The sequence below is a fragment of the Staphylococcus sp. M0911 genome (genome assembly GCF_003491325.1).
Taxonomy (GTDB): Bacteria; Bacillota; Bacilli; order Staphylococcales; family Staphylococcaceae; genus Staphylococcus; species Staphylococcus warneri_A.
This window is the reverse complement of sequence record NZ_CP022881.1, coordinates 1,786,838-1,813,485: the sequence shown is the minus strand read 5'-3', so window position 1 is coordinate 1,813,485 and position 26,648 is coordinate 1,786,838. Positions and strand designations below refer to the sequence as shown.

The 26,648-nt window shown below is 32.0% G+C and carries 23 protein-coding genes; 17 read left to right on the top strand and 6 right to left on the bottom strand.

Going from position 1 to position 26,648, the window contains the following annotated elements; translation table 11 throughout:
- Positions 1-6: 6 nt before the first annotated feature.
- Positions 7-1,815: an oligoendopeptidase F gene (gene pepF / locus ssp1_RS08725; RefSeq protein WP_075778092.1), complete on the top strand. Its 1,809-nt coding sequence runs from the start codon at positions 7-9 to the stop codon at positions 1,813-1,815.
- 331 nt (positions 1,816-2,146) lie between these two features.
- Here the strand turns inward: pepF and yjbH are convergent, their stop codons facing one another.
- The 3 genes from yjbH to ssp1_RS08710 all read right to left on the bottom strand — a co-directional run bounded on the left by yjbH (position 2,147) and on the right by ssp1_RS08710 (position 4,009).
- Positions 2,147-2,950 (bottom strand): protease adaptor protein YjbH, encoded by an 804-nt coding sequence (gene yjbH / locus ssp1_RS08720; protein WP_002450771.1) that lies wholly within the window; start codon positions 2,948-2,950, stop codon positions 2,147-2,149.
- A gap of 16 nt (positions 2,951-2,966) precedes the next feature.
- On the bottom strand, positions 2,967-3,338 hold the full coding sequence (locus ssp1_RS08715) for a truncated hemoglobin YjbI (RefSeq protein WP_107536170.1): 372 nt from the start codon (positions 3,336-3,338) through the stop codon (positions 2,967-2,969).
- Positions 3,339-3,427: 89 nt separating this feature from the next.
- Positions 3,428-4,009 carry a CYTH domain-containing protein gene (locus ssp1_RS08710; RefSeq protein WP_002450769.1) on the bottom strand — a complete coding sequence of 194 codons (582 nt, stop codon included), beginning with the start codon at positions 4,007-4,009 and terminating at the stop codon, positions 3,428-3,430.
- Between the two features lie 233 nt (positions 4,010-4,242).
- Between ssp1_RS08710 and ssp1_RS08705 the strand changes: the two genes are divergently transcribed.
- From ssp1_RS08705 to fabI, 7 genes are all read left to right on the top strand, one after another.
- Positions 4,243-4,590: a UPF0738 family protein gene (locus ssp1_RS08705; protein ID WP_002450768.1), complete on the top strand. Its 348-nt coding sequence runs from the start codon at positions 4,243-4,245 to the stop codon at positions 4,588-4,590.
- Positions 4,591-4,606: 16 nt separating this feature from the next.
- A complete protein-coding gene (yjbM, locus tag ssp1_RS08700; protein WP_002450767.1) occupies positions 4,607-5,242 on the top strand; it encodes a GTP diphosphokinase in 636 nt (211 codons plus the stop codon).
- A gap of 12 nt (positions 5,243-5,254) precedes the next feature.
- Positions 5,255-6,064, top strand: coding sequence for an NAD kinase (locus ssp1_RS08695; RefSeq protein ID WP_002450766.1), 810 nt, complete (start codon positions 5,255-5,257; stop codon positions 6,062-6,064).
- The gene (locus ssp1_RS08690; RefSeq protein WP_049425027.1) at positions 6,061-6,915 is read left to right on the top strand and encodes an RluA family pseudouridine synthase; all 855 of its coding nucleotides are present in this window, start codon (positions 6,061-6,063) and stop codon (positions 6,913-6,915) included. The genes ssp1_RS08695 and ssp1_RS08690 overlap by 4 nt, the downstream gene beginning before the upstream one ends.
- Positions 6,916-6,939: 24 nt before the next feature.
- Entirely contained in the window at positions 6,940-8,331 is a 1,392-nt protein-coding gene (gene mgtE / locus ssp1_RS08685) for a magnesium transporter (RefSeq protein WP_049425025.1), read from the top strand.
- A gap of 10 nt (positions 8,332-8,341) precedes the next feature.
- Positions 8,342-10,186, top strand: coding sequence for a monovalent cation:proton antiporter family protein (locus ssp1_RS08680; RefSeq protein ID WP_002450763.1), 1,845 nt, complete (start codon positions 8,342-8,344; stop codon positions 10,184-10,186).
- 204 nt (positions 10,187-10,390) lie between these two features.
- Positions 10,391-11,161: an enoyl-ACP reductase FabI gene (gene fabI, locus ssp1_RS08675; protein WP_075778094.1), complete on the top strand. Its 771-nt coding sequence runs from the start codon at positions 10,391-10,393 to the stop codon at positions 11,159-11,161.
- A 112-nt stretch (positions 11,162-11,273) separates the two neighbouring features.
- On the opposite strand, the gene cozEa is transcribed toward fabI, so the two are convergent.
- Positions 11,274-12,359: a lipoteichoic acid biosynthesis protein CozEa gene (gene cozEa, locus ssp1_RS08670; RefSeq protein WP_118828194.1), complete on the bottom strand. Its 1,086-nt coding sequence runs from the start codon at positions 12,357-12,359 to the stop codon at positions 11,274-11,276.
- A gap of 209 nt (positions 12,360-12,568) precedes the next feature.
- On the opposite strand from cozEa, the gene ssp1_RS08665 reads away from it, so the two are divergent.
- The 3 genes from ssp1_RS08665 to ssp1_RS08655 all read left to right on the top strand — a co-directional run bounded on the left by ssp1_RS08665 (position 12,569) and on the right by ssp1_RS08655 (position 15,736).
- Positions 12,569-14,128: an alanine/glycine:cation symporter family protein gene (locus tag ssp1_RS08665; RefSeq protein ID WP_075778095.1), complete on the top strand. Its 1,560-nt coding sequence runs from the start codon at positions 12,569-12,571 to the stop codon at positions 14,126-14,128.
- A gap of 188 nt (positions 14,129-14,316) precedes the next feature.
- The gene (locus tag ssp1_RS08660) at positions 14,317-15,063 is read left to right on the top strand and encodes an esterase family protein (protein ID WP_002450759.1); all 747 of its coding nucleotides are present in this window, start codon (positions 14,317-14,319) and stop codon (positions 15,061-15,063) included.
- 163 nt (positions 15,064-15,226) lie between these two features.
- Entirely contained in the window at positions 15,227-15,736 is a 510-nt protein-coding gene (locus ssp1_RS08655) for a YjcG family protein (protein ID WP_002450758.1), read from the top strand.
- Between the two features lie 79 nt (positions 15,737-15,815).
- On the opposite strand, the gene ltaA is transcribed toward ssp1_RS08655, so the two are convergent.
- Both ltaA and ssp1_RS08645 read right to left on the bottom strand, forming a co-directional pair.
- On the bottom strand, positions 15,816-17,003 hold the full coding sequence (gene ltaA, locus ssp1_RS08650) for a lipoteichoic acid biosynthesis MFS flippase LtaA (protein WP_075778096.1): 1,188 nt from the start codon (positions 17,001-17,003) through the stop codon (positions 15,816-15,818).
- Positions 16,981-18,156, bottom strand: coding sequence for a diglucosyl diacylglycerol synthase (locus tag ssp1_RS08645; RefSeq protein WP_075778097.1), 1,176 nt, complete (start codon positions 18,154-18,156; stop codon positions 16,981-16,983). Before ssp1_RS08645 ends, ltaA begins: the two co-directional genes overlap by 23 nt.
- A 614-nt stretch (positions 18,157-18,770) precedes the next feature.
- Here ssp1_RS08645 and ssp1_RS08640 point away from each other — a divergent pair.
- The 6 genes from ssp1_RS08640 (at position 18,771) to ssp1_RS08615 (ending at position 26,538) form a co-directional block, all read left to right on the top strand.
- Positions 18,771-20,255 (top strand): UDP-N-acetylmuramoyl-L-alanyl-D-glutamate--L-lysine ligase, encoded by a 1,485-nt coding sequence (locus tag ssp1_RS08640; protein ID WP_075778098.1) that lies wholly within the window; start codon positions 18,771-18,773, stop codon positions 20,253-20,255.
- Positions 20,245-20,493 carry a YueH family protein gene (locus tag ssp1_RS08635; RefSeq protein ID WP_049425452.1) on the top strand — a complete coding sequence of 83 codons (249 nt, stop codon included), beginning with the start codon at positions 20,245-20,247 and terminating at the stop codon, positions 20,491-20,493. The genes ssp1_RS08640 and ssp1_RS08635 overlap by 11 nt, the downstream gene beginning before the upstream one ends.
- Positions 20,493-22,055, top strand: coding sequence for a peptide chain release factor 3 (locus tag ssp1_RS08630; protein ID WP_118828193.1), 1,563 nt, complete (start codon positions 20,493-20,495; stop codon positions 22,053-22,055). Before ssp1_RS08635 ends, ssp1_RS08630 begins: the two co-directional genes overlap by 1 nt.
- A 305-nt stretch (positions 22,056-22,360) precedes the next feature.
- Complete coding sequence (locus tag ssp1_RS08625; RefSeq protein ID WP_002450752.1) at positions 22,361-23,161, top strand: TerC family protein; 801 nt, start codon at positions 22,361-22,363, stop codon at positions 23,159-23,161.
- A gap of 202 nt (positions 23,162-23,363) precedes the next feature.
- Positions 23,364-25,163 carry a trypsin-like peptidase domain-containing protein gene (locus ssp1_RS08620; protein WP_118828192.1) on the top strand — a complete coding sequence of 600 codons (1,800 nt, stop codon included), beginning with the start codon at positions 23,364-23,366 and terminating at the stop codon, positions 25,161-25,163.
- A gap of 16 nt (positions 25,164-25,179) precedes the next feature.
- Positions 25,180-26,538 carry a TrkH family potassium uptake protein gene (locus ssp1_RS08615; protein ID WP_002450750.1) on the top strand — a complete coding sequence of 453 codons (1,359 nt, stop codon included), beginning with the start codon at positions 25,180-25,182 and terminating at the stop codon, positions 26,536-26,538.
- The last annotated feature ends 110 nt before the right edge of the window (positions 26,539-26,648 follow it).

The following is a 26,648-nucleotide window of genomic DNA, read 5'->3' as shown; positions in this document are numbered from 1 at the left end:
TACATGATGAGTCAACAATTATCTAGAGAAGAACAGGAACGTAAATATCCTGAATATACATGGGATTTAACAACGATATTCCCAAGTGATGATGCATTTGAAGCGGCATTTAAAGATGTCGAAAATGACATCGGTAAAGAAGAACAGTTTAAAGGTCACCTAGGAGATAGTGCAGATACTTTATATCAAGCATTAGCATTAGAAGATGAAATAGGCACCAAATTAGAAAAGGTATATGTCTATGCCCACTTAAAACAAGACCAAGATACTGCCAATGATCAATACACAGGAATGGAAGCACGTGCACATCAATTAATTATTAAATTTAGTTCAGCATGGAGCTTTTTAGTACCAGAAATTTTACAACTTGATGAAAAGACAATTCAAACGTTTATTCAATCAAACGATAAATTAAAACAATATGAATTTGATCTACAACTCATCAATGAAAAGCGCCCACATATACTAGATGCTGATACTGAAAAATTATTGACTGAAGCACAAGATGCATTATCTACGCCTTCAAATGTATACGGTATGTTCAGTAATGCAGATTTAGAATTTGAAGATGCTATAGATAAAGATGGTAAAGCACATCCATTAACACAAGGTACGTTTATCAAATATCTAGAATCAGATGATCGTGTTTTAAGAGAATCTGCATTTAGAAATGTATATAAAGCTTATGGTTCTCATAACAATACGTTAGGCGCGACATTAGCAGGTGAAGTGAAGAAAAATGTATTTAACGCGCGTACACATCACTATAAATCTGCTCGTGAAAAAGCTTTGAGTAATAATCATATTCCAGAAGAAGTCTATGATAACCTAGTGAAAACTGTTCACAAATATTTACCTTTACTTCATAGATATACGCGTTTAAGACAAGAGTTGTTAGGCATCGATGACTTAAAAATGTATGATTTATATACACCATTAGTGAAAGACGTTAAATTTGAAATGCCTTATGAAGAAGCTAAATCATGGATGTTAAAAGCACTTGAACCAATGGGTGAAGAGTATTTAAATGTGGTTAAAGAAGGATTGGATAATCGCTGGGTTGATGTTTATGAAAACAAAGGTAAACGATCTGGTGGATATTCATCTGGTGCACATTTAACAAATCCATTCATCTTATTAAATTGGTCAGATACAGTTTCAGATTTATATACTTTAGTTCATGAATTTGGTCACTCAGCACATAGTTATTTCAGTCGTCAAAATCAACCATCCAATCTAAGTGACTATACAATATTTGTAGCTGAAGTAGCATCTACATGTAATGAAGCTTTATTAAGCGATTATATGGATAAACATTTAGATGACGACAAACGTTTATTATTATTGAATCAAGAACTCGAACGCTTTAGAGCGACATTATTCCGTCAAACCATGTTTGCAGAATTCGAACATAAAATTCATCAAATAGAAGAAGCAGGGGAACCATTAACTCCAACTCGTATGAATGAAGAGTATGCCAAACTGAATAAACAATATTTTGGAGATGCAGTTGAAACAGATGAAGACATTAGTAAAGAATGGTCACGAATTCCTCACTTCTATATGAATTATTATGTATATCAATACGCAACAGGTTATAGTGCTGCACAAAGTTTAAGTCACCAAATCTTAACAGAGGGACAACCAGCTGTTGAAAGATATATTAATGAATTCTTGAAAAAAGGTAGCTCAAATTATCCAATTGAAATCTTAAAAAATGCAGGTGTAGATATGACATCACCTGAACCAATTGAGCAAGCTTGTGAAGTATTTGAACAAAAATTAGATGCTTTTGAAAAACTTATGAAAGCTTAATATGATTGAATTCGCTTACATTATGAACAGATTGTGACAATTTAAATTTAATCAAACTCAAAGGTTGAAATGGGCTATACGTCGTGTTATATTATGAACATGAAATTAATCACATAACAAACATACCCCTTTGTTTGAAGTGAAAAATTTCTCCCATCCCCTTTGTTTAGCGTCGTGTAATCAGACACGGCGTTTTTTTATTTGTCTTAAAATAGGTAGTAGGCAATATACATAAATTATTCAAATTATGAATAAACAAAAAATCAGCGCAACAGATATCAAATAATCTGTTGCGCTGATTTTTAAATATTGATAGAGCCAAGATAGAATTTCAACATTTAGGCATTTTAGATTTCCAAAACTTGCCGTCAGGATAATTTAATTTTTCCACTTTCTGTTGAAGCATGAGTTTTTTCAATTCTTTATTTAATAATTTTTCAGGCCACTCATATATTGTGAGTAACTCTTCCATTGTCACAAGTTGCTTCTGTTGTATATATGTTTCTAACTTCGGTGGCAAACTCTTTTCGATTGGCGTTCCCATAAGTTCATTGATGATGTATGTGTATATGTGATATGGATAAAGCCCTTCAACTTTTAACCCTTCTTCATGCACGTCTTCACTGAAGAATACGAGGGATGGAGACTGTTCTATTTCCATTTCACGTGCTATATGCAAGTCAACTTTTAAACTTTCTGTTAGTTTACTTTTCTGTAAGTCTTCTTTAAACACATCATAATCAATTCCAGCATTTTTTACACAATCACATATCATTTCTTCGGTGATAATATCGCGCTTAGGTATAATTTCATTTTGCATTAAATGTATAAATCGTTCTGCTCTTAAACGGCCTTGTAATTCGGCCGCTTTGTATGCGAGTGCAATATTATCGAAATCAGAGGTGCTTTGTGCTTGGCATTTTGTTAAAACTTTTAATGAAGGATTAAGAATATGTCTAACACGTATATATTGATTATATTCAATTCTTAGTTTTGATAAGATTGCCGATATTTTGAAACAATCTTTACTAAAAGGATCGAAAAAAGAGTAAATTTCTATTTTGCATACAGGTGATAGATCAGTATTTGCATCTTCACGACTCTTATTCTCCATTACTCTTAACTCTTCAGCCATGTCTTTTCACCTACAATTATTTTTCGGAATTCACCATATGATTAGCTGTTAGTCGCAATCTTTCAAATAAATAGTCACCAACCCCAGCAGGGAAGTTAGCATGATTAATTGCTATAGACATATTTTCTAACCAAGCATCGCGCTCATATTCAGTAATCGTAAATTCCATATGTCGTCTTTTCAACATGGGATGTCCATGTTCCTGTGTATATAAATCAGGGCCTCCTAAAAACTGAGTTAAAAATTGTTTTTGTTTTCTACTCGTTTCTATAAAATCACCAGGGAATAAATGATTAATTCTATCGTCTTTTTCTACTAATTGATAAAAATGATCAATCATTAGATATAGTGCATCTTGCCCAATGATGTCATATGGTGTTTTAGGCATAATATCACCGTATTTCATTAATATATATCTAATATAACATGAATTTTTACATTTGAAAGTAATTTGCATTATAGCTTCCGTTGTTGTTGTTACGCTAAATTAGCTTTTCTATTAAAGAAACGTTGGACTTTGTTTAAAGGCTTCTCGTGGGTCATTTGAAATGATTTCAGTAAGTCATAAAACTTTTGTAAACCCTCTTCATAATCATGTACTTCGAATTCTAGCTCGTAATCTTCAGTGCCGAGATATTCACTTTTGTCTAACACAAGAAGTTCATTTTGATAAGATGTCTCCATTCTATATGTAGTTAAAGCGCCTAATATCACTAATGTACCATCTTGAACATCAAAGTCATCCACTAAAATTTGTCTAATCTCGACAGGCAATTGATTGTGATAAACCATTTTGTCAATTTCAGGTTCAAGAGGGACATTAAAATTGTATTCCGTTAAACCTACCTCTGCAGGTACTTTGAGCGTCATCTCATAAGTATTGTCTTTGACTCGAATTCTTAAAGCAGAATAGTGATCTTTGAGTTTGAAATCGGCAGTATCTATATAGTAATTGATCTGTTTGAAAGGTGATTTATCCTTGAAATATTGATCTTTAATATTATTATATGTTGATTCACTAAGTATTTGTTTAAATTCAATTTCATTATTAGTTGCCATTCATTGTAACTCCTCTGCATCATTGTTTGATTTACTATTAGTATGACTGAATTGGCTCTTGTTTTAAAGTAAGACAATGTTTTGAAAAGACAAACATTATTTAAAATTGAAATTAGAATAATAATATATCTAAAAAAATTCAAATACATATAATAATGTGACAATATTCGGCTACATACGTGTGATGTAAGCATAAATTATGTTAAACTAATATGGAATAAGGAGGGGCAAGCATGCGTATATATATAAATGAAATCAAAGTGAAAGACGATACAATTTACTGTTATTCAGAAGATTCGATTGAAGGATTAGAAGAAGTAGGACAAATGCTTGTTGATAGTGATAATTATGGATTTGCATACATCTTAGATGATGGTCAATCCTATTCGTATTTAATCTTTGTAGAAGAAACATGGTCGATGTTACATGAAAACAAAGGGAAGAAACTCATTGTAAACGATGAGTTAGAACTTAAACATTTCCAAGAGGAATTAGATTACATATTAGACAATATTGAAGGCAATAATAACTATGGTAAGGAGTTTGTTTCTGCTGTTGAAAAAACTTTTGAACTAGAATGAAGCGGAGTGAAGTAATATGAACCAGTGGGATCAATTTTTAACACCCTACAAACAGGCTGTTAATGAATTAAAAGTAAAATTAAAAGGATTACGTAAACAATATGAGATTAGTGAACACAGTTCTCCCATTGAATTCGTAACAGGCCGCGTTAAACCTATTTCAAGTATTATAGATAAAGCAAACAAAAGGGAAATTCCATTTGATAGATTAAGAGAAGAAATGTATGACATAGCTGGACTCAGAATTATGTGCCAATTTGTTGATGATATAGATGTCGTAGTTAATATATTACGTCAACGTAAGGATTTTAGTGTTGTTGAAGAAAGAGACTATATTCGCAATACCAAACCAAGTGGCTATCGTTCATATCATGTGATTATTGAATATCCTATTGAAACATTAAATGGACAGAAATCTATTCTAGCTGAAATTCAGATTAGAACATTGGCTATGAATTTCTGGTCAACCATAGAACATACATTGCGTTATAAATATGATGGAGATTATCCAGATGAGATACAGCATCGTTTAGAAAGAGCGGCAGAAGCGGCTTACTTATTAGACGAAGAAATGTCCGAGATAAAAGATGAAATTCAAGAAGCACAGAAGTATTATACTCAAAAACGTGCGAAAAAACATGAAAATGACTAATGAGGTGTAAACATGCGTTATACAATCCTAACTAAAGGTGATTCTAAGTCCAATGCGTTAAAGCATAAAATGATTAACTATATGAAAGATTTTCAGATGGTTGAAGATAATGAAAACCCAGAAATAGTCATTTCAGTCGGTGGGGATGGCACTTTACTACAAGCATTTCATCAATATAGTCATATGTTGTCGAAAGTGGCATTTGTTGGTGTTCACACCGGACATTTAGGGTTTTATGCTGACTGGTTACCTCATGAAGTCGAAAAATTAATAATTGAAATCAATAATTCAGAATTTCAAGTTATTGAATATCCATTATTAGAAATCATTGTTCGATATAATAATAATGGTTATGAAACAAGGTATTTAGCATTGAATGAAGCTACTATGAAAACTGAAAATGGATCAACATTAGTTGTGGATGTTAATATTCGCGGTAAACATTTTGAGCGTTTTAGAGGAGATGGACTTTGTATATCTACGCCATCTGGGTCAACAGCTTATAATAAGGCTTTAGGTGGTGCATTAATCCATCCATCTTTAGAAGCAATGCAAATTGCAGAGATTGCTTCAATCAACAATCGTGTGTTTAGAACAGTGGGTTCACCATTAGTACTTCCTAAACATCATACTTGTTTGATAACACCTGTCAATCACGATACAATACGAACTACGATTGATCATGTGAGTATTAAGCATAAGAATGTAAATGCAATCCAGTATAGAGTAGCAAATGAAAAGGTAAGATTTGCACGCTTTAGACCATTCCCATTCTGGAAGAGGGTACACGATTCATTTATTTCAAGTGATGATGAAGTATGATTTTTAGATATACGATTGCACAGCAAGAAACGCTTAAATCATTTTTACAACGACATGACTTTTCTAAGAAAACAATTAGCGCCATTAAAACTAATGGCGCTTTACTTGTCAATCAGAGGCCTGTCACAGTGAGGTATCAATTGAACTTAGGCGATCAGCTTGTTGTTCAACTACCGTTAGAAATACCTAGTGCCAATTTAATACCATACTTGAAACCACTAGATATATTATTCGAAGACGACTATATCATTATTGTATCTAAACCCAATAGACAAAACTGTGCACCTTCACGTGAACATCCACATGAAAGCTTAGTTGAACAAGTATTGGGTTATTTACAACATAAAGGTGAACATACCAATCCTCACATCGTAACCCGTTTAGATCGAAATACTACTGGGATTGTACTTTTCGCGAAATATGGTTATATCCACCATTTATTTTCAAAAACTAATATGGATAAGGTTTATACGTGTTTGGCACACGGTATTACTGAACCAAGTGGCGTGATTGAAGCACCCATTGCTAGAAATGAAGCAAGTATTATAGAAAGGCAAGTATCAGAAAACGGTAAATATGCCAAAACATTGTATCGTACTATAAAACAAAAAGAGAATGTAAGTTGTTGCGAAGTGCAACTGTGTACGGGTCGAACACATCAGATTAGAGTGCATTTTCAATATATAGGTCATCCTTTAATAGGCGATACATTGTACGGCGGAAAACATGGTAAAATAGAAGGGCAATGCTTACATTGTTCAAAACTTTGTTTTGAACATCCAGTTAATAAAAAAATGATACATATCGAAATTGATCATAAACAACTCAATCAATGGTATGACTTAATATAAAAAATTGTTTTGGAGGTGTTTAATTTGTCTAACGACACAGAATTAAAAGAGAAAGAACATGTGAACGAAGACGTGTATGATAAAGATTTATTAGATCGATTATTACAAGATGGTGACATTGATGCATTTAGAGAAGAATTTTTATCAATGCATAATTACGAACAAAGTGAGTACTTTGAAGATACCGATGAAGAAAAGCGACAAAAGATATTTGAATTCTTATCTCCTAGTGAAGTTGCTGATTTCTTCGACCATTTAGATATAGATGATGAAGAATATGAGGAGCTATTCGATAATATCAATGCGAACTATGCTAGTCATATTTTAGAAGAGATGTCTTACGATAATGCGGTAGATATTTTAAATGAATTATCCAAACCGAAAGTTGCTAGTTTACTCACATTAATGAATAACGAAGATGCAAATGAAATCAAAGCATTGTTACATTATGAAGAAGATACTGCCGGCGGTATTATGACGACGGAATATCTTTCTTTAAAATCAACAACACCCGTGAAAGAAGCATTGATGCATGTTAAAGAACAAGCGCCTAATGCAGAAACCATATATGTCATTTTTGCGGTAAATGAAGATGATCAATTAGTTGGTGTTCTATCATTAAGGGACCTAATCACTGCTGAAAACGATGCTTATATTGAAGATGTCATGAGCGAACGTGTTATTAGCGTTGATGTTGCAACAGACCAAGAAGACGTTGCACAAACAATGAGAGACTATGATTTTATTGCGGTACCAGTAGTAGATTATCAAAATCACTTACTAGGAATCATTACAATCGATGACATTTTAGATGTAATGGACGAAGAAGCTAGTGAAGACTACTCTCGTTTAGCCGGGGTTTCTGATATTGACTCTACGAATGACTCAGTCATCAAAACAGCGACGAAACGCTTACCGTGGTTAATCATTTTAACATTCTTAGGTATGATAACAGCGACTATTCTAGGTAGTTTTGAGGATACATTATCTAAGGTTGCCTTATTAGCAGCATTCATTCCTATTATTAGCGGGATGTCAGGTAATTCTGGTACACAATCATTAGCCGTTTCTGTGCGTAATATCTCAACTGGAGATATTGATGAACAAAGTAAGTTTAAAGTAGCTTTAAGAGAAGCAGGAAGCGGATTGTTGTCTGGAATTGTGTGCTCAATTATTTTAATTATTATTATTATTTCAATCTATCGACAACCATTATTAGCAGTCATCGTAGGTGGTAGTTTGACTTGTGCTATGACAGTTGGAACATTGGTAGGATCAATGATTCCATTACTTATGAATAAATTAAAAATTGACCCAGCAGTAGCAAGTGGTCCATTTATTACAACAATTAATGATATTGTCAGTATGTTAATTTATTTCGGCTTAGCAACATCATTTATGTCTTATTTAACTTAAGGAGGAACGAATGGAGTTCTTATCACTTGTGATTGTAGTCGTTGCTGCATTTTTAACACCTATTATTGTTAATAGGTTGAATATCAACTTTTTGCCAGTAGTCGTCGCTGAAATCTTAATGGGAATTATCATTGGTAATTCATTTTTAAATCTAGTAACCAAAGATTCTATGCTTAATATTCTATCAACATTAGGCTTTATCTTTTTAATGTTTTTAAGTGGTTTGGAAATTGATTTTAATGCATTTAAAAAGGATGCACGACCACGACAAGGTGAAAGTAAAGAAGAAAAGAAAGTGCCTGGTCATTTAAATCTAGCTATGTTAGTTTTTGGGTTAATTATGATTGTATCAATCATTTTAGCCTTTGCATTTAAATGGTTCGGTTTAATCGATGATGTATTATTAATGGTTATCATCATTTCAACGATTTCTTTAGGTGTTGTAGTACCGACATTAAAAGAAATGAACATTATGAGAACTACGATTGGACAATTTATCCTTCTAGTAGCGGTATTAGCCGATTTAGTTACAATGATATTATTAACTATATATGGTGCAGTGAACGGCCATGGTGGTAGTACTATATGGCTTACTGGCATATTAGTTGTATTCACTATTGTATTTTATGTTATCGGTGTATTATTCAAGCGCATGTCATTTTTACAAAAGTTAATGGGTGGTACAACCCAAATTGGTATTCGTGCTGTCTTTGCCCTTATTATATTGCTTGTAGCTTTGGCTGAAGGCGTAGGTGCAGAATACATACTCGGAGCATTCTTAGCAGGTGTTGTTGTATCATTATTAAATCCTGATGAAGAAATGGTTGAAAAGTTAGATTCATTTGGTTATGGATTCTTTATTCCAATTTTCTTCATTATGGTTGGTGTCGATTTAAATATTCCGTCACTTGTTAAAGAACCATCGCTACTGATTATTATTCCTATATTAATCTTAGCATTTATCGTATCTAAGTTAATTCCAGTATTCATTATCAAACGTTGGTTCGATTTAAAAACAACGATTGCCTCTGGATTTTTATTAACTTCAACATTATCGCTTGTGATTGCAGCTGCCAAAATAGCGGAGCAGCTTAAGACAATTTCGCCGGAGACATCAGGATTACTGATATTAAGTGCAGTCATTACATGTGTATTTGTACCAGTCATCTTTAAAAAATTATTCCCTGTACCAAATGAAATGAATCGTCGTATCGAAGTGAGTTTAATTGGTAAAAATCAACTCACTATTCCAATTGCTCAGAATTTAACATCGCAACTGTATGATATTTCACTTTATTATCGTAAAGATTTAAGTGATAGTCGCAAGTTATCCGATGAAATTACAATGATTGAAATTGCGGATTATGAGCAAGAGATACTAGAAAGATTAGGTCTATTCGATCGTGATATTGTTGTTTGTGCGACAAATGATGATGAAATAAATAGAAAAGTGGCCCTAATGGCGAAAGAACATGGTGTTGAACGTGTTATTTGTAGATTAGAAAGTACCAATGAAGATATGGAAATGAAATCATTAGGTATTGAAATTTTCAGTAACTACTTAAGTAATAAGATTTTACTTAAAGGTTTAATAGAAACACCTAATATGCTTAACCTATTAAGTAATGTAGAAACATCATTGTATGAGATTCAAATGTTGAATCATCAATATGAAAATATGCAATTACGAAACTTCCCATTCGGTGGAGATATAATCTTCGTGAGAATTGTCCGTAATAATGACTCTATCGTTCCACACGGTGACACACAATTACGCTACAAAGATAGATTGATTGTTACAGGATCAAAAGAATATGTTGACGAATTAAAACAAGAATTAGAATTTTATTATTAAGCTATTATACAAATCGTCTGTAAGTATAAGTGATACTTGCAGGCGTTTTGCTATTGAAGAAGAAAGTCTAAATGGGTGATAGGAGTTAGACAAATCTAAAATGCTTTATTATCTGGTACTAAAAGTGTTAGAATATGATGAGTGAATAAAGAAGGAAACGTTTGAAATCAACTATTATATATCTAAATTAAAGGAGTTATTTGCATGTTAAATCTAGAAAATAAAACTTACGTCATTATGGGAATTGCTAATAAACGTAGTATTGGTTTTGGTGTTGCAAAAGTATTGGACCAATTAGGTGCAAAATTAGTATTTACATATCGTAAAGAACGTAGCCGTAAAGAATTAGAAAAATTATTAGATCAATTAAATCAACCTGAAGCACGTTTATATCAAATTGATGTTCAAAGTGATGAAGGTGTTATCAATGGATTTGCAAAAATTGGTGAAGAAGTAGGTAATATCGACGGTGTTTACCACTCAATCGCATTTGCAAATATGGAAGATTTAAGAGGACGTTTCTCTGAAACTTCTAGAGACGGTTTCTTATTAGCACAAGATATTAGTTCATATTCTTTAACCATTGTTGCACATGAAGCTAAAAAATTAATGCCTGAAGGTGGTAGTATAGTTGCAACTACTTATTTAGGTGGCGAATTTGCAGTACAAAACTATAATGTTATGGGTGTTGCAAAAGCAAGTTTAGAAGCTAATGTTAAATATTTAGCGCTTGACTTAGGTGAAGACAATATCCGTGTGAATGCTATTTCAGCAGGACCTATTCGTACACTAAGTGCAAAAGGTGTGGGTGGATTCAATACTATACTTAAAGAAATTGAAGAACGTTCACCATTAAGACGTAATGTCGATCAAGAAGAAGTAGGTAAAACTGCTGCATACTTATTAAGTGACTTATCAAGTGGTGTGACAGGTGAAAATATTCATGTAGATGGTGGATTCCACGCAATTAAATAGTTGAGTTATTAACTACAAAAGTATATTACTTATAACATAATAAAAGACCAAGTGATTGATGAAAGAATCACTTGGTCTTTTTGCTTTGTAAATATTGATAAGACAAATTTTATTAATCTTTGACATTGCTATTTGCTTTATCAATAATACGTTGACGATATTTAAAGATATTGCTAATAACTGTTTTTAACACTGCATATAAAGGTACAGCAATTAAAATAAGTGTGAAACCACCTAAATCACCTGCAGCTAATATAACCACAATAATTGTTAATGGATGCATGCTAAGTGATTTACCCATTACATTTGGCGTGATGACATTACCTTCCAATTGTTGAGCAATCAATGTAATGACACATACCCAAATGAACGTTGAAGGTCCATCGATAATACCTAAAATAGCTGCTGGCGTGAAAGAAAGCCATGGACCTAAGAATGGTATTAAGTTAGCAACACCAGCGAATAAAACAAGTAACGGTGTATAAGGTAAGCCGATTATTGTATAACCAATATACAAGATGATACCTAAGATAACACTAACTGTTACTTGACCTTGAATATAAGATTTTAACGTATAGTTTAAGTCTTTTAATAAATCTACGACAAATACTTTACGTTCACCTTTGAAAAATTTAGCTACAGCAGGAATAAATTTTTCATGATCTTTCAACATGTAAATAAGGAAGAACGGTACCATTATTAATAAGAAAATGGTAGAAATTAATGATGTAATATATGAAATTGAGTTAGATAATACATCTGTGACGCCATCTCCCATTGATTTAACCATGTTATTTATTCGATGTGTGACATCACTTGGTAATTTATCAATTTGTGTTAGTGAGAAATTGATTAAACGCTCAGTTTCTTTTTGTAGGGCAGGTGTTTGTTTAATTAAGTTATTAATATTTGAAATAATGATAGGTGCAATAAAGGCTACAACAATAGCGATAATTGCAATTAATACTACAAATATAGTTAAAATACTTGCCCATCTTGGGAATCCCCATTTTTCTAATAATGTTTGAAATGGTAAACATATGTAGAATAAGAACCCACTAATTAAAAAAGGAAGAAAAACAGAACCGACGATAGTTACAACTGGTGTAAATACTTCATGCACTTGCATAAATAGTTTGATGAGTATGAACAACATAATTAAAGCTATGCCGGTTCTAAACCAAACTTTATTTAACATATATAGATCCTCCTGAAAATTTTCATTTTTTATAGTCTTATATAGTATATCTCAAATTGAAAAGCTACAAAAGAGTCATGATTCGATAAAGTGACATATTGAGTAAGTTAAAAATACATATTATTTAATGAAAATTCTGAAAATATATTGTAAAGTGTAAATGTACATTGTATAATTTTTTTAATCGATAATAATTAAGGGGGTATACGATGATTGAAAAAATCGTTACATTTTTAAATGATCTCGTCTGGAGTAAACCATTAGTATACGGATTATTGTTAACAGGGATTTTATTTAGTTTGAGAATGCGTTTTTTCCAAGTGAGACATTTTAAAGAGATGATACGTTTAATGTTCCAAGGGGAAAAGTCACCAAGTGGTATCACAAGCTTTCAAGCTATAGCTATGTCGTTAGCAGGACGTGTTGGGACAGGTAACATTGTAGGTGTCTCGACTGCTATATTTATTGGAGGGCCAGGCGCTGTATTTTGGATGTGGATTAGTGCCTTTCTAGGTGCTAGTAGTGCATTTATCGAATCTACTTTAGGGCAAATTTTCAAACGTGAAGATAAGGGAGAATATCGCGGAGGACCAGCATACTATATTGAATATGGGATAGGTGGAAAATTTGGAAAGATATATGGTTTAATATTTGCGATTGTAACAGTAATTTCAGTAGGATTACTCTTACCTGGTGTTCAATCGAATGCAATTGCTAGCTCTATGCACAATGCTTTTAATGTTCCAAATTGGATAGTGGCTATTATCGTTGTCGTTATTTTAGCGTTAATTATTTTTGGTGGACTACGTTCAATTGCTAATGTTGCTACAGCAGTTGTACCGTTTATGGCGGTAATATATATATTAATGGCCATTATAATCATTATTATAAATATTCAACATGTTCCAGCTTTATTTGCACTAATTTTCAAATCTGCGTTTGGGTTACAGTCAGCATTTGGTGGGATTGTCGGAGCCATGATTGAGATAGGTGTAAAAAGAGGTTTGTATTCTAATGAAGCAGGACAAGGTACAGGACCGCACGCCGCATCAGCTGCAGAAGTTTCTCATCCAACTAAACAAGGACTTGTTCAATCATTCTCAGTTTATGTAGATACCTTATTTGTATGTACAGCGACAGCGCTCATCATTTTACTTTCAGGTACATATAACGTAACTGATGGCGAGACTAATGCAAATGGCACTCCACATTTAATCAAAGATGGAGGAATATTTGTAGAAAATGCAGATGGCAGTAAAGATTATTCAGGTACTGCAATGTATGCTCAAGCAGGTATAGATAAAGCTTTCCATGGTAGCGGCTACCATTTTGATCCACATTTTTCTGGTATTGGTTCATACTTTATTGCCATTGCTTTATTCTTCTTTGCTTTTACGACGATATTGGCATATTACTATATTGCAGAAACCAATGTAGCTTATTTAACAAGACATCAAAGTAAGAGGACTACACATATCTTCTTTATCATAGCAAGGTTAGCTTTATTATTTGCAACTTTTTATGGTTCAATTAAAACAGCTGATGTCGCATGGGCATTAGGGGATTTAGGTGTTGGATTAATGGCATGGTTGAATATTATAGCAATATGGATATTGCATAAGCCTGCGTTAGAAGCACTTAAAGACTATGAACAACAAAAGGCACAATTGGGTTCTGGCTACTATGCTGTTTATAAGCCTGATGCGAAGAAAATACCTAATGCAATATTCTGGTTGAAAACATATCCAGAAAGATTGAAAAATAAATAATGAGTTTATCATTTTCAAGATGAAAGAATATACTTATTAATTATTAATCAGTATTGGAATAAATAGAACAAATAAACATAGCAGTAGATTTCATTTTGCAGTTTTAATCAAAGTTCATAACGCACATAATTTAAAAATATAACGTCTCTTGGTACAATATAAATAATACTACTAGGGGGCGTTTTAGCATGTCTGAATTTAAACCAGGTAAAATTAACAAACATATATTGTATAGTGACATATTAGAAAGAGATGTTACTATTTCTATTTACTTACCTGAAGAATATACTGATTTATTTAAATACCAAGTGATTATATGCTTCGATGGTTTAGACTTTTTAAGGTTTGGAAGAATTCAACGAGAATATGAAAAACTACGTAAAGATAATGAAATTCAAAGAGCGATTATTGTAGGTTTTCATTATGAAGATGTAGAAAAACGTCGTGAGGAGTTTCATCCAAAAGGTAGTCGATCACATTTAACAGTTCAAGCAGTTGGTAAAGAACTATTACCGTTTATAGATGCAACTTTCCCAACATACAAAGTGGGTAACGCTCGACTTTTAATGGGTGATAGTTTAGCTGGAAGTATAGCATTACTTACAGCATTAACGTATCCAACAATATTTAGCCAAGTTGCAATGCTAAGTCCACAATACGATGAAGTGGTTAAAGAAAAAGTTGAGAGATGTGACACGAAATCACAACTTTCTATTTGGCATGGAATTGGTTTAGAAGAGGAAGACTTTAAATTACCAACGAATGGCAAACGTGCTAATTTTTTAACTCCTAATCGTGAGTTGAATGCACTCATTAATCAATTTGATATTCGTTATCACTATCAAGAATTTGATGGGGGACATAATTGGAAATCATGGAAACCGTTGTTAGGGGATATTTTAAAATACTTTTTAGATGAAGAGTTACCAGAGTAAATCATACTCATAATTCATCATGTTCAATCGTTATTCAAATTAATAACGTACAAATATTATTATGTATATTGTTTAAAATAGAAAAAATAATTTTAAGTTTAAAGTAACGGTTTTCATAGAATTTTGATATAATGGAAATAGGTTAAACAAAGGAGGAATTCAAATGATTTTAGGATTAGCTTTAATCCCATCAAAGTCATTTCAAGAAGAGGTAAATGCATATCGTAAGCGTTATGATACACATTATGCACAAATTATGCCACATATTACAGTGAAATCTCAATTTGAAGTTAATGATGCGGATTTAGATTCAGTTAAAAAAGAAATTGAAACTCGAATTAAAGGTATTTCATCAATTGATATTCATGCAACTAAAGCATCTAGCTTTAAACCAGTAAATAATGTCATTTACTTTAAAGTTGCTAAGAATGACGAACTTGAAGAAATTTTCGATCGTTTTAATACAGATGATTTCTATGGTAAGGCCGAACATCAATTTGTACCTCATTTTACAATTGCTCAAGGTCTTTCAAGCCAAGAATTTGAAGATATTTATGGTCAAGTAGAGTTAGCAGGGGTAGATCATAAAGAGACAATCGAAGAATTATCATTACTACAATTTAGCACTGAAGAAGACAAATGGAAAGTTATCGATACATTTAAATTAAATTAGAAATAAAAAATAGTTATAAAAAAATGGAGTGAGATAGTGGAATCTATGGTACATAGATCTTTATCTCACTCCATTTTAATTACTTAGCTCGTTTTCTATTTATAAAGTAATAGCCATAGAATAATGCTAAAACTAAGAAAATAAGTGCAGAAAAATAGAATGTATTATTTAAATTATTAGTAAACTGTGTAATTAAGCCCCCTAATAAAGGACCAATCATAGAACCAAAGCCTTGAACACTATTAAATACACCCCAAGTTTCTTCTTGTTCTTTTGGATTAATATGTCCAGCCATAAATGTGTTCCATGCCGGTAATAAGATGCCGTAAATGAGACCAATGAATAGCGCGATACCCCACACAATATATATATTGGTGATTAGAGATAATCCAAATATCATAAGTGTGTATAAGATGAACCCACCGAATATAATACTATACATAAATCCTTTACTATTTTTATCAATTATTTTTGAAAGAAATAGCATTGAAACAGCACAACCAATTCCACCAATCATGATTGCGATTGTATATTCAATCGTTGATACATGTACAATTTTTGTAGCGTATGTAGGTAGAATAGGTATCAATGCTGAAATCGCAGCACCTTGGAGTAATATACCAGGGAATAAAACAATGTGTCGTTTAGTTACATTTACAATCTGTAATAATTGTTCTTTAACAGGTTTAGTATTGTAATTAGTCAATTGAATATTAACGAAGTAGTATAATACCCATGCGATTAATACTACTAAAGACATCATAAATACAAAATGTAATGGATGTATTTTAATTAAGAAGTTCATTACGACCCAACCAACTAATAAACCTAACAACCATGCAAAATATACATAGCCCATTTGTTTACCACGTTTATCTTCTTGAACGCTTGATAACATAATAACCCAAATAGGGCTAACGGCTATACCTAGCATGATAGCACTAATAATGATGACAATTGGTGATGATGGAAACCAAATGACTAAGAATAAACTTAGAAATGCTAATAAAAACCCAGAAGTTAATACTAGCTTAGCACCAAACTTCTTTAATAAAAAACCTATCACAAAATTTGTTGCTGCATCTGCAATAAAATGAATAGAAAATGCTAATGATGTCACTGCAACTGCAATTGAAGTGACAGTAGGTAGGTAGTTTATATAACTTAATATGTACATACCTCTCGCAAATTCCATAAGAAATAAAATGACTAGCATTATAATGAAATTTTTATTATTAGAATAGTTATTTAACGAAGAATCTTGCATATAAAGGCACCTTTCCATAAATCTCTTCTGGTTGCGAAGAATGGCCTAATAGTTCTAATAGATCTTTGCATAACTTTTGAGTGGCATACTCAATTTTAGATTCTTTCATGTTTGAAGTCATTTTATTTAATATTGATTCATTATTTGTAAGATGTGTAACGATATCTATAGCTTCATCTGGTGTATTGGCAATTTTACCAAATTCCATATCCTCAAAATAATTAGCATTTTCTAATTCTTGTCCAGGAGCTGGATTTAAGAAAATCATTGGAATACAACGAGTAAGTCCCTCTGAAATTGTAATACCACCAGGTTTTGTAACCATTAATTGACTTGATGCCATCCATTCATTCATATGTTTTGTGAAACCTAGAATGAGAACATCAGGATGATCTTTGAATTGAGCTTGTAAAGAACGTTTTAATTCTTTGCTACGGCCACAAATCATAACAACTTGTGAATGTTTACTTTTCTCTAAGATTTCATTAATCATTTGGTCGAACCCTTTTGAAACACCAAAAGCACCTGCAGACATTAATATTGTAGGTCTATCAGGATCTAAGTGATGTTTACTTAACCAAGCTCTTTGATCAATATGTTCTTCGAATTTATCTGAAATCGGGATTCCCGTGACTTTAATTTGTGAGGCTGGTACGCCTACTTCTATAAAATCATTTTTGGTATCTTTAGTTGCTACATAATAGCGATCTGATTCAGGTGTAATCCAGTTTTTATGCATTCTATAATCAGTCATCACTGTAGCTACTGGAATATTGATATTAAATTGTTCTGTTAAAACAGACATGACTGGTGTAGGGAATGTTAATAAAATTAAATCCGGTTTCTCATTAATGAGTATATTAATCAATTTATTTAGACCGTAATATTTATAAAAACATTTATCTAGTTGATCAGGGCGGCTATAATAAAAGTTTTTATACATATTTCTGAAATATCTAAAGCTATTGATATACCATTTTTTACATATAGAAGTTAAAATAGGATGCGCTTCCATAAATAAGTCGTGTTGAATCACACTTAAATGGTCCAAATTCATTTCATTTAATTGGTTTACGATGCTTTGAGTAACTTGCATATGACCGTTACCGAAAGAACCAGTAATAATCAATATCTTTTTATTTTGAGTAACCATTAAAAGCCACCCTCCGTTAATTTTTAAAATTTATAATAAGTGTAACGTATTTTAATACATTATAAAAGGAATATCGTGATTACATGTACATGAAATACCATTGATTTGTAGCAATTTAGTCTTAATTACAATTTAAAAGGGTAATTAGACACTGCCCGAAAATTTGTATTTATGCATTATACCACAACTAACTTAAAAATAAATTTGAAAGAACTTAATACAAGTGATGTATTATCTTTATAATTACTTTAAATAAGGTTGATAATCTATTTATAATGTTAGCATGGTTTAACAAGTATGTATTATTAAAACCTATCAAATAACAAGAATTTTAGTTTTATTTAATAGTAGATTAATAAATGAGGTATAAATTTACATTTTCATAGCTTTGAATGAGCTAAATGTTTATCTTTCATGGGCTTACAAGAGGTATAACCTCATTTAATATATGTTAGAAAAATCAAAATGACGATATAAGAAATTGGCTTGAAATAAGTTAGTTTTTGTTGTTTTAGAATAACCAATATTTAATACAGTTAAATAGAAAGAATAAATTTATCATAGTCATCAAAACGTGTATAATAGACTTAATGTAAAAAAAGGAGCGATTCATTTTGAATGCGAGTGTATTGTTCGAAAAAATTCGAGTAAAACAAGTTATAGGAACATTAGATAAAGAAGTAGTAGATATCACTACTGACTCAAGAACAGCTAAAGAAGGCAGTATTTTTGTCGCATCAAAAGGTTATACAGTTGATAGCCATAAGTTTTGTCAAAATGTAGTAGATCAAGGATGTAGTATCATTGTAGTCAATAGAGAGCAAGACTTAAAAGGTGAAGTTACTCAAATTATTGTACCTGACACTTTAAGAGTAGCGAGCTTATTAGCACATGAATTATTTGACTTTCCGAGTCATCATTTAGTTACATATGGTGTAACAGGAACAAATGGTAAAACATCTATAGCAACAATGATTCATTTAATTTATAGAAAATTAAATAAAAGTAGTGCTTATTTAGGAACGAATGGTTTTCAAATTAATGAAACAAAAACAAAAGGTGCGAATACAACACCAGAAACAGTATCTCTAACTAAAAAAATCAAAGAAGCTGTTGATGAAGGTGCTGAAGCAATGACAATGGAAGTATCTAGTCATGGTTTATCATTAGGTCGATTAAGAGGCGTGGAATTTGATGTTGCGATTTTTTCTAATTTAACGCAAGATCATTTAGATTTTCATGGAACAATGGAAGCATATGGACATGCTAAATCACTATTATTTAGTCAATTAGGAGAGGACCTCGCTAAAGAAAAATATGTAGTATTAAATAATGATGACGATTTTTCAGAGTATCTAGCTTCTGTTACGCCGTATGAGGTATTTACATATGGTATAGATCATGATGCACAGTTTAAAGCAATTAATGTAGAAGAATCTTTACAAGGTGTTAAATTTGAATTTGACACACCATTTGGTAGTTATCAAGTTGAAAGTCCATATGTAGGTAAATTCAATATTTCAAACATTATGGCAGCTATGATAGCGGTTTGGAGTAAAGGTGCGACATTTGAAGACATCATTGAAGCGGTCAAATCGCTTGAACCAGTAGAGGGACGTTTAGAAGTATTAGACCCTAATTTGCCAATAGATTTAATTATAGATTATGCACATACTGCAGATGGAATGAATAAACTCATTGATGCAGTTAAACCATTTGTGAAACAAAAACTTATCTTCTTAGTAGGTATGGCTGGTGAAAGAGACATGACTAAAACGCCTGAAATGGGTAGCGTAGCTTGTCGTGCTGATTACGTTATTTTCACGCCTGATAATCCTGCCAATGATGATCCTAAAATGCTTACAGCTGAATTAGCTAAGGGTGCCACTCACTCAAATTATGTTGAATTTGAAGATAGAGCAGAAGGTATTAAACATGCCATTGATGTTGCAGAACCTGGTGATACTGTAGTATTAGCTTCAAAAGGTAGAGAACCTTATCAAATTATGCCTGGGCATGTAAAGGTACCACACCGTGATGACTTAATTGGTTTAGAAGCGGCTTATAAAAAATTTGGCGGTGGGCCTGTTGAAGATTAGAGAATATACAGAAGGAACATACGCATTTCAAGTATATTTTCAAAGATTGAATGATACAATGCTTATTGCTATACCTGATCAATTTTGGTCAGTTGAAGTCGCCATTGATTTAACTAGGTCAGAAATAAACGATACGTTATTGATGCAATTTTTCACATTTAATGATGAAGAAGAAGCTCAAAAATTAGCAAATGTTGTAACCAATTGGTTTGAAACAATATTAAAGGAGAATGATTAATGAATATAAAGGAAGAAGTAGAGTCAAGAAAGACTTTTGCTATTATATCCCATCCGGATGCTGGGAAAACAACCTTAACTGAAAAACTACTATTCTTCAGTGGTGCTATTCGTGAAGCAGGTACTGTTAAAGGTAAGAAAACAGGTAAGTTCGCTACAAGTGACTGGATGAAAGTAGAACAAGAACGTGGTATTTCAGTAACGAGTTCTGTAATGCAATTTGATTATGATGATTATAAGATTAATATTTTAGATACACCAGGTCACGAAGACTTTTCAGAAGATACGTATCGTACTTTAATGGCAGTAGATAGTGCCGTGATGGTAATTGACTGTGCGAAAGGTATAGAGCCCCAAACACTCAAATTATTTAAAGTTTGTAAGATGCGAGGTATTCCTATCTTTACCTTTATTAACAAGTTAGACCGTGTTGGTAAGGAACCATTTGAATTATTGGATGAAATTGAAGAAACATTAAATATTGATACTTATCCAATGAATTGGCCAGTAGGTATGGGTCAAAACTTCTTTGGTATTATTGATAGAAAATCTAAATCTATTGAACCGTTTAGAGATGAAGAAAATATCTTACACCTAAATGACGATTATGAATTAGAAGAAGATCATGCGATTAAAAATGATAGTGCATTCGAACAAGCGATTGAAGAATTAATGTTAGTAGAAGAAGCAGGAGAAAATTTTGATAATGAAGCATTATTAAATGGTGAATTGACACCAGTATTCTTCGGATCAGCATTAGCTAATTTCGGAGTTCAAAACTTTTTAAATGCTTATGTCGATCATGCACCAATGCCAAATGCTCGTCAAACTAAAGAAGATGTTGAAGTAAGTCCTTTTGATACTGACTTTTCAGGATTTATATTTAAAATTCAAGCAAACATGGACCCGAAACATAGAGATAGAATTGCATTTATGAGAGTAGTCAGCGGTGCATTTGAACATGGTATGGATGTAACCTTACAACGTACGAGCAAAAAACAAAAGATTACACGATCAACATCATTTATGGCGGATGATAAAGAAACAGTTAATCATGCAGTCGCAGGAGATATTATAGGTTTATATGATACAGGAAATTATCAAATTGGAGACACATTAGTTGGTGGGAAACAAAACTTTAGTTTCCAAGATTTACCACAATTTACACCTGAAATATTTATGAAAGTATCTGCGAAAAATGTTATGAAACAAAAGCATTTTCATAAAGGCATTGAGCAATTAGTACAAGAGGGTGCGATTCAATACTATAAAACATTGCACACGAATCAAATTATTTTAGGTGCAGTTGGACAGCTACAATTTGAAGTTTTTGAACATCGAATGAACAATGAATACAACGTAGATGTAGTGATGGAACCAGTAGGCCGTAAAATTGCAAGATGGATTGAAAACGAGGAAGATATTAAAGATAATATGAATACATCTCGTTCGATACTTGTACACGATCGTTATGATAATTATGTATTTTTATTTGAAAATGAATTTGCGACACGTTGGTTTGAAGAAAAATTCCCAGACATTAAATTATATAGTTTATTGTAAAATGTTTGGCTATATATATATGTGGGTATCGCTTTTAATGTAATGATGATGTTATTAAATAATAAATTGTCATTATAGCAATTAACCTGTATAATATTTATATTCACAAATAAATACCTATGACACTCATGTCAGAGGGGAGTAACTTGATGGTCACTTAAATGATTTAAGTGATTTTACGCTTTATCGTCATTACGAAGTATTCACTTCCGGTAAAGTGGGCAATAATATTTGCTAAGTGAGACCTTTGCTATTATTTAGCATAGGTCTCTTTATTTGTATAAAATTTAAAGGAGTTGTCCACTATGGATCCGAGTTTGTTGTTATCCTATGCATGGGTATTACTAGTCTTAGTATTTTTAGAGGGTCTTTTAGCTGCCGATAATGCAATAGTAATGGCAGTTATGGTAAAGCATTTACCACCTGAGCAAAGAAAGAAAGCACTATTTTATGGTTTATTAGGCGCATTTATATTTAGATTTTTAGCATTATTCTTAATTAGTATTATTGCTAATTTCTGGTTTATTCAAGCAGCAGGAGCTGTATATTTAATCTATATGTCAATTAAAAATTTATGGGAATTCTTCCATAAGAAAGATGACAAGAATCAGGAAAATGTTGGAGATGACCATCACTTTGACGAAGAAGGTCAAGAAAAGAAAGTTGGTCCCAAAGCATTCTGGGGTACTGTATTTAAAGTAGAATTCGCAGACATTGCATTTGCTATTGATTCCATGTTAGCAGCATTAGCAATCGCTGTGACTTTACCAAAAGTAGGTATACATTTTGGTGGCATGGATTTAGGTCAATTCTCAGTGATGTTTTTAGGCGGAATGATAGGCGTTATTTTAATGCGTTTCGCAGCAACATGGTTTGTTGAATTATTAAATAAATATCCTGGTTTAGAAGGCGCAGCTTTCGCGATTGTAGGTTGGGTCGGAATTAAATTAGTCGTATTAGTATTAGCACATAAAGACGTAGGTATCTTACCAGAAGAATTCCCACATACAGTTTTATGGCAATCTATTTTCTGGGCAGTCCTAATATTACTAGTTGTTATCGGTTGGTTAACATCAGCTGTAAGTAATAAAAAGAAAAAGAAATAATAATCTAAGGCTTCGTATATTAATACGAAGTCTTATTTAATATTTGTTAAACATTGCAGTTTTAATAATAAAATATTAAAATTTATATATACATAATACTATTTATTGAGGTTATACATATCACAGTGAAAAATGTTACCTTAAACCCATTGAGTATGTCATAATAAAAGTAATTGATTGAAATGATAGGAGTGGCTATCTAGTGGAAAAAAATAAAAAACAAGTAATTCCTCGTAAAAGCTATCGACGTCAACGTCGTGAATTTTTTCATAATGAAGAAAGAGAAGAAAGAGTAGAAAAACAAAGACAAAAAGAAAGAATTCAAGCTAAAAAAGAAGAATACCAAGCTAAAGTTAATGAAGAAAGGGTTAAAGATAACTTAAGAAAAGCAAGAATAGAAAAGCTAACTAAAGAAGAAATTCACCAACAACAAAATCAAGTATCAAATCAAAATGATAAAACGAATAAAACGCAACAAGATCAAGAAAATGATAAGTCGAAATTAACATTACCTGAGGAACAACAACTTAAACGAACGCAAAATCGTAAAAATCAATCATCAAATGATAGCAAACAAGAAGAACATGAAAAATCTACTTATGGGGAGCATCAAAGTGATAGATTAGCATCAAAAGCATCTCAAGAAAATCACCTAAATAACGGTAGTGAAATTGAAAGTGAAAAGAAAAACAATAAAACAGAATCTAGTAAGAAGTTAAATAAACAATCAACTTCTGTTGAAAATCGTGATTTTGATACTGAAAAGAAACATCAGCATCATAGCAAGCAAAGTGCTAAACAAAATCAATTTGAAACAAAGAAAGATAATGCATCTTCAACTCAAAATAAAGTAGAAAATAAAACGGATTATCTAGATATTATCAAGTCATTCTTTAAGGAACATTGGCCTAAAATAGCGATTATTATAGGCGTGATATTATTAATTATTATACTTAACGCTATTTTTACTAATGTTAATAAAAATGACCATACAAATGACAGTGCTTTAACACCTACGAATAAACATTATACTGACACAATGAAAAGTGCGAATAGTACAGTAAAATCTGTAGTAACAGTAGAGAACGAAGGGACAAAAAATACTTCAGTTCCAAATAATACATCTAAAGCAGATAATGAAATTGGTTCAGGTGTCGTCTACAAAAAAGTGGGCGACTCTCTTTTTATTATGACAAATGCTCACGTAGTTGGTAATAAGGATAAACAAAAGATAACATTTGGTAATAATAAGTCGGTTCAAGGAAAAGTGATTGGTACCGATAAATGGTCTGATATAGCAGTCATTAAAGCTAAAAGTGCAGATGATTCTGTAAAAGCCATCACCATTGGTAATTCTAATCATCTTGTTTTAGGAGAACCTATTATTGTAGTGGGTAATCCATTAGGTGTTGACTTCAAAGAAAGTGTATCTGATGGTATAGTCTCTGGTTTAGATAGGCATGTACCAGTAGATATTGATAAAGACGATAGCTATGATGTACTAATGAAAGCCTTCCAAATTAATGCTCCTGTGAATCCTGGTAATTCAGGTGGTGCAGTTGTAGATAGAGATGGTAAACTGATAGGTATTGTTTCTCTGAAGATTGATATGGATAATGTGGAAGGTATGGGATTTGCAATACCAATTAATGATGCTCAAAAAATAGCTGCTCATTTAGAGAAAGAAGGTAAAATTGAATATCCTAATACTGGAATCAAAATTAAAAATGTAGCAGATATTGATGATGACGAACGCCAATCAATCAAATTACCCGATAGTGTTAAAAATGGTATTATAGTTGGTGAAGTAAAGCCTAATGCCCCTGGCGATAAATCAGGGTTGAAAAAAGATGATGTCATAGTAGAATTAGATGGGAAAAGAATTGAAGATAATTTAAGATATAGACAAATTATATTTAATCATAGAGAAGACAAAAGTACATTAAAAGCTAAAGTGTATAGAGATGGAAAAGTCATTAATATAGATATAAAACTAAAATAATGTTGAGGTGAAATGAATGTCGATATTTGGCCAACTATTAAAAAGATCCAGTCCTCAACAAGGGATAGTTCTATACTATTTAGCAGCAATTGTTGTCGCGTTCTTGTTGTTAAATCTACCATATGTACACAAATCTGGAGTCGACGTTAATCCAATAGATACATTATTTGTAGCAGTATCTGGAATAAGCGTTACGGGATTAACACCAATTAGTATTGTTGATACGTATTCTACGTTTGGTCAAATTATTATACTAGTCATTTTAAATATTGGCGGTATCGGTGTGATGGCCATTGGAACATTATTGTGGGTCGTATTAGGTAAACATATAGGTATTCGTGAACGCCAGCTAATTATGCTTGATAACAATAAAGATACAATGAGTGGGACTGTAAAATTAATCTTAGAAATAGTTAGAACCATATTTGTAATTGAATTTATAGGTGCACTTTTACTTGCATTTTATTTTTATAGAGATAATCCCGATTTAAAATATGCTATTATGCAGGGGATATTTGTTTCTATATCAGCCACAACTAATGGCGGTCTCGATATCACAGGTGATTCACTTGTCCCATATGCAAAAGATTATTTTGTGCAAACGATTGTAATGTTCCTAATCGTTTTAGGTTCTATTGGCTTTCCAGTGTTGCTTGAAGTCAAAGCCTACATTAAAAATAGAGTAACAAATTTTAGATTTTCATTATTTACGAAAATTACAACATCAACATATTTATTCTTATTTGTTTTTGGTGTTATCATTATTTTCTTACTTGAACATAACCATGCATTCAAAGGGATGAGTTGGCATCAGTCGTTGTTTTATTCGCTGTTTCAATCAGCTACAACTAGGAGTGCAGGATTACAAACCATTGATGTATCCCACTTTAGTGATGCAACAAATATCATTATGAGCATTTTGATGTTTATAGGTTCATCTCCTAGTTCAGTAGGTGGTGGTATCCGTACTACTACTTTCGCTATTTTAATTTTATTTGTCATTAATTTTAGTAATTCTGCAGATAAAATTTCAATTAAAGTATTCAATAGAGAAATTCATATTATGGATATACAACGATCATTTATGGTATTTACCATGGCTTCCATTTTGACCTTCACAAGCATGATTATTATATCTGTAGCAGAGCAAGGAAAACTATCATTTTTACAAGTTTTCTTTGAAGTTATGTCGGCGTTTGGTACATGTGGTTTAACACTAGGTGTAACAGATGATGTAAGCAATATTACAAAAATTGTATTAATGATATTAATGTTTATAGGACGTGTAGGTTTAATTTCCTTTATTATAATGATAGCTGGAAGAAAAGAGCCTAAAAAATTTAGCTACCCTAAAGAACGTATACAAATTGGATAAATTTAATTAAAGACATTTTAAGTATCAAAGACAGTTTATACTTAAAATGTCTTTTGTATTATTGTTGATAAAATAAGTTATCTATCCAAAGAGATATCACTTAAACAAAA